Source organism: Pseudomonas sp. HMWF006 (genome assembly GCF_003061205.1).
Taxonomy (GTDB): Bacteria; Pseudomonadota; Gammaproteobacteria; order Pseudomonadales; family Pseudomonadaceae; genus Aquipseudomonas; species Aquipseudomonas monsensis.
The window spans coordinates 749-4,216 of the sequence record NZ_QAIU01000382.1; the positions used below are offsets into that span (position 1 = coordinate 749).

Annotated in this window: 6 protein-coding genes; 3 read left to right on the forward strand and 3 right to left on the reverse strand. The window is 58.1% G+C overall.

Annotated features, from left to right (window positions below; translation table 11 throughout):
* On the reverse strand, positions 1-200 hold a 200-nt coding region (locus DBR24_RS32355), incomplete at its 3' end, for an LLM class flavin-dependent oxidoreductase (protein ID WP_371921298.1).
* A gap of 242 nt (positions 201-442) precedes the next feature.
* On the opposite strand from DBR24_RS32355, the gene DBR24_RS15790 reads away from it, so the two are divergent.
* Both DBR24_RS15790 and DBR24_RS15795 read left to right on the forward strand, forming a co-directional pair.
* Positions 443-874 (forward strand): OsmC family protein, encoded by a 432-nt coding sequence (locus DBR24_RS15790; protein ID WP_128615225.1) that lies wholly within the window; start codon positions 443-445, stop codon positions 872-874.
* Positions 875-1,117: 243 nt separating this feature from the next.
* Positions 1,118-1,357, forward strand: coding sequence for a DUF1161 domain-containing protein (locus DBR24_RS15795; RefSeq protein ID WP_128615226.1), 240 nt, complete (start codon positions 1,118-1,120; stop codon positions 1,355-1,357).
* Positions 1,358-1,363: 6 nt separating this feature from the next.
* Here the strand turns inward: DBR24_RS15795 and DBR24_RS15800 are convergent, their stop codons facing one another.
* Positions 1,364-1,783 carry a hypothetical protein gene (locus tag DBR24_RS15800; RefSeq protein ID WP_123470264.1) on the reverse strand — a complete coding sequence of 140 codons (420 nt, stop codon included), beginning with the start codon at positions 1,781-1,783 and terminating at the stop codon, positions 1,364-1,366.
* Between the two features lie 40 nt (positions 1,784-1,823).
* On the reverse strand, positions 1,824-2,246 hold the full coding sequence (locus DBR24_RS15805) for a hypothetical protein (RefSeq protein ID WP_128615227.1): 423 nt from the start codon (positions 2,244-2,246) through the stop codon (positions 1,824-1,826).
* 58 nt (positions 2,247-2,304) lie between these two features.
* On the opposite strand from DBR24_RS15805, the gene DBR24_RS15810 reads away from it, so the two are divergent.
* Positions 2,305-3,396: an aminopeptidase gene (locus DBR24_RS15810; RefSeq protein ID WP_128615228.1), complete on the forward strand. Its 1,092-nt coding sequence runs from the start codon at positions 2,305-2,307 to the stop codon at positions 3,394-3,396.
* Positions 3,397-3,468 lie beyond the last annotated feature (72 nt).

Here is a 3,468-nt window from a genome sequence, read left to right on the forward strand (position 1 = left end):
TACCCCAGCAACACCGAGGTCGCCGAACTGGCAATGCCGTCCATGTTGTGGTGTTCAGCCACCCAGAACCGCGTGTAGCCGAGCTTTTCGACATGCTGCGCCAGATCCAGCGAGTTGCGCAGCGATTGCGCCGGGCTGCCGTTTTCGCGCACGGGCACCAGATCGAGGGTGGAAAATTTTACGTCGGACAGTTGCTTCATAAACCTGCGTCTCCGAATGAGGAGGCAGGTTTTTCCAGCGAACGAAAACCTGCCGAATCCATAAGCGTGTTCTGTGCAATGAGGGCATATACCCGAGTTTCAATAGCGGCGGCGAAATTTCCTACTAAAAAAGTCAACGATTCACCCGGGCTGAACTTTGCTGCGGCGTCTATCCTCAGAAGCCTTGCAAGCAAAAACCACGACGGCGCGGCGATTCCGCGTCAGATCTTGAGGAGGCAGACATGGCTATCGTGAAGAAAGCATCCGCACACTGGGCAGGCGACCTGAAAACCGGCATCGGTTCGATTTCCACCGAAACCGGCGTCCTCAGAGAAGCACCCTACGGTTTCAAGGCCCGCTTCGAAGGCGGCAAGGGCACCAACCCGGAAGAACTGATCGGGGCAGCGCACGCCGGCTGCTTTTCCATGGCGTTTTCGATGATTCTCGGCGATGCCGGCCTCAAAGCAGAGAGCATTGATACCAACGCTGAAGTCACCCTCGATCAAGTGGATGGTGGCTTTGCCATCACGGCGGTGAAGCTGATTCTCAAGGCGAAGATTCCGGGAGCGACCCAGACGCAGTTTGAAGAATTGAGCAACAAGGCCAAGGAAGGGTGCCCGGTGTCGAAAGTACTGAACGCGAAAATTACCCTCGAGGCATCGCTGGTCAACTGATCTGCGCTGGTTTCGATCAAGGCATAAACAGCACTGACGCCTTCGCGGGCAAGCCCGCCCTCCACAGGGATTTGTGTCAAACACAGAACCTGTGGGAGTGGGCCTGCCCGCGAAAGCGATCTATAACTCGGCGCAGTGCCCGAGATGTGCGCGAAGTCAGAACTCGCCTCCTCAAAGTGTGGTCGAATAAGTGACAGCAGGTTCAGCGCACGCCCGTGCGCGCTGCTCCAGGGAGCTTCATTGATGAAACGTATCGGCTTGGCGATTTTCTGCAGTGCACTGGCCACAACCGCTCTTGCCGCACCGAAAGACTGTGAAGAATTGAAGAAAGAGATCGAGGTCAAGATCCAGGCGAAAGCTGTGCCCTCTTATACGCTGGAAATCGTCAGCAAAGAGGAGGCAAAAGAACACGACATTGCCATGATTGTCGGCCGATGCGACTACGGTAGAAAAGCGATCATCTATCAGAAGAACGACCGCTGAGTCGCCTCAATTAATGCAGTTGTAATCGTGGTCTTCGGCGACAATCTCGCGCCTGGCGTTATATAGCCTCGCACTCGGGGTGAATGCCAGCGAACGGCCCTCCAGCGTATAACGCTGCCCGGCTTCGAAATGATCGTAGCGGATATACAGGTAACACAAGCGCTCTACCGGGCCAGTCATCAAGGCACCGCCGCCGCCGAAGACTTCGAAATCAAAACGCACGCGTAGCTCATGACTGCCGGGAGTGACCTGGAAAAAGCGCCCGTCATTCAGGCGCTGGTTATCCAGACGCTCGGCCATCAGCAGTTTGCCGCCGGGGGTTGGCGTCGAGAAGTCGATCCAGGCCATTTGCGGGTCGACCGGGGGCAACGGTGTCTGACAACCAGCCGCGAAACCGACAACGAGCAACAGCAACAACTTGCGCATGATGAATATCCACCGTTCTGAATACTCAGCATAGCGTCGATCATGTGCGCTGGCAGCCTGCCGGTGTTCCCTGCCCTACGACTTTTCGCTGCTCGTCATAGAGCCTGGCCCAAGGCCTGAAGCCGATACTGCCGGCCTGCAGCTGGTAACGCTGGCCAGCGTTGAAGTCCTTGAATTTCACGTTCAACTGGCAATCACGCCACAACGGTTCGGCATCGGGGCCGATATTGGTCGCCTCCACCGGAAACTGATAACGCACCTTCAGCTCATGACTGCCGGGCTGGACTTCGAAATAACGCCTGTCGGCCGTGGCCCGGCTATCGACCTGCAGCGCTTGCAGCGCCGTGTCTTGTTGCCGGGCATCGAGATCGATCCAGGCTTGTGAGGGGTCAGGGTCAGGCATTCCGAATCCGGCACAACCGGCCAGTGTCAGCAGGCCTCCTGTCAGCAACAACATGCGCATAGCGAAGCTCCAAATGGCGGGATAGTCTTGCGGGCAGACTTTCCAAAGGATTTTTATTTTGAGCAGGCCGCTTCCAAGCCATGGGTTACTTGATCGCGTTTTTCGGATTTTGTTTCCGGGGGTGATGTTTTTGTTGCTCAACGGTTGCGCCAGCGTCAGCTATTACAGTCAGCTGGCCAGCGGTCAGTTGCAGCTGCTGCGGGCACGCGAGCCCGTGGCCAGGGTGATTGCCGACCCAAGCCGTGACGAGAAATTGCGCGCGCACCTGGCTCAGTCACAAAAGGCCCGAACCTTCGCCAGCGAGCAGCTGCACCTGCCCGACAATCAGAGCTATCGTCTGTACGCCGACATCGGCCGGCCATTTGTGGTGTGGAACGTGTTCGTCACCCCGGAGTTTTCTCTGACCCCGCAGAATCATTGCTTCCCGATCGCCGGTTGCGTGGCCTATCGCGGCTACTACAGCCAGAGCGCGGCACGGGGCGAAGCGGCGATCCAGCGTCTGCAAGGCATGGACGTGGCGATTGGCGGCGTCGAAGCCTATTCGACACTCGGCTGGTTCAATGACCCGATTCTCAATTCGATGATGGGCTGGGGCGATGAGCGTCTGGCCACCCTGATCTTCCATGAGCTGGCCCATCAGCGCTTCTATGTGAAGGATGACACCGAGTTCAACGAGTCCTTCGCCACGTTCGTCGAGCAGGAAGGGACCCGCCAGTGGCGCGCGTTTCGCGGGTTGCCGGCGCAGAACGACTCGCAGCTCAAGCAGCGTGACCAGTTCATCGAGCGGGTGCTGGAAACGCGCTCCCGGCTGGAAAAACTCTATGCCCAACCGCTGCCGGCCGAGCAGATGCGCGAACGTAAGGCCGCAGCGTTCGAGCAGTTCCGTCGCGAATATCGAATGATGCGTGACAGCCTGTGGGCCGGAGACAAGCGTTATGACGCATGGGTGAATTTGCCGCTGAACAATGCGCGGCTGTTGCCGTTCGGGCTGTATGACCAGTGGGTGCCGGCGTTTTCGGCGTTGTTCAGGCAGGTTGGGGGGGATTGGCCGAGGTTTTATGCTGAAGTGGAGACGTTGGGGGCGCTGCCGGTGGCTAAGCGCAAAGCGGCGCTGAAAGCATTGGCAGACGCTCAGACCTTCCGTGGCTGAATTGGCCTCATCGCTGGCAAGCCAGCTCCCACAGGGACAGCGGTGAACCTGAGCACATCGCTCACCTGTGGG

Bases quoted from the DNA above. Each gene is read 5' to 3' on its own strand.
- DBR24_RS15800 (WP_123470264.1), bottom strand. From the start codon at position 1,783: ATGCGCAAGTTGTTGCTGTTGCTCGTTGTCGGTTTCGCGGCTGGTTGT.
- DBR24_RS15790 (WP_128615225.1), top strand. From the start codon at position 443: ATGGCTATCGTGAAGAAAGCATCCGCACACTGGGCAGGCGACCTGAAA.
- DBR24_RS15795 (WP_128615226.1), top strand. From the start codon at position 1,118: ATGAAACGTATCGGCTTGGCGATTTTCTGCAGTGCACTGGCCACAACC.
- DBR24_RS15805 (WP_128615227.1), bottom strand. From the start codon at position 2,246: ATGCGCATGTTGTTGCTGACAGGAGGCCTGCTGACACTGGCCGGTTGT.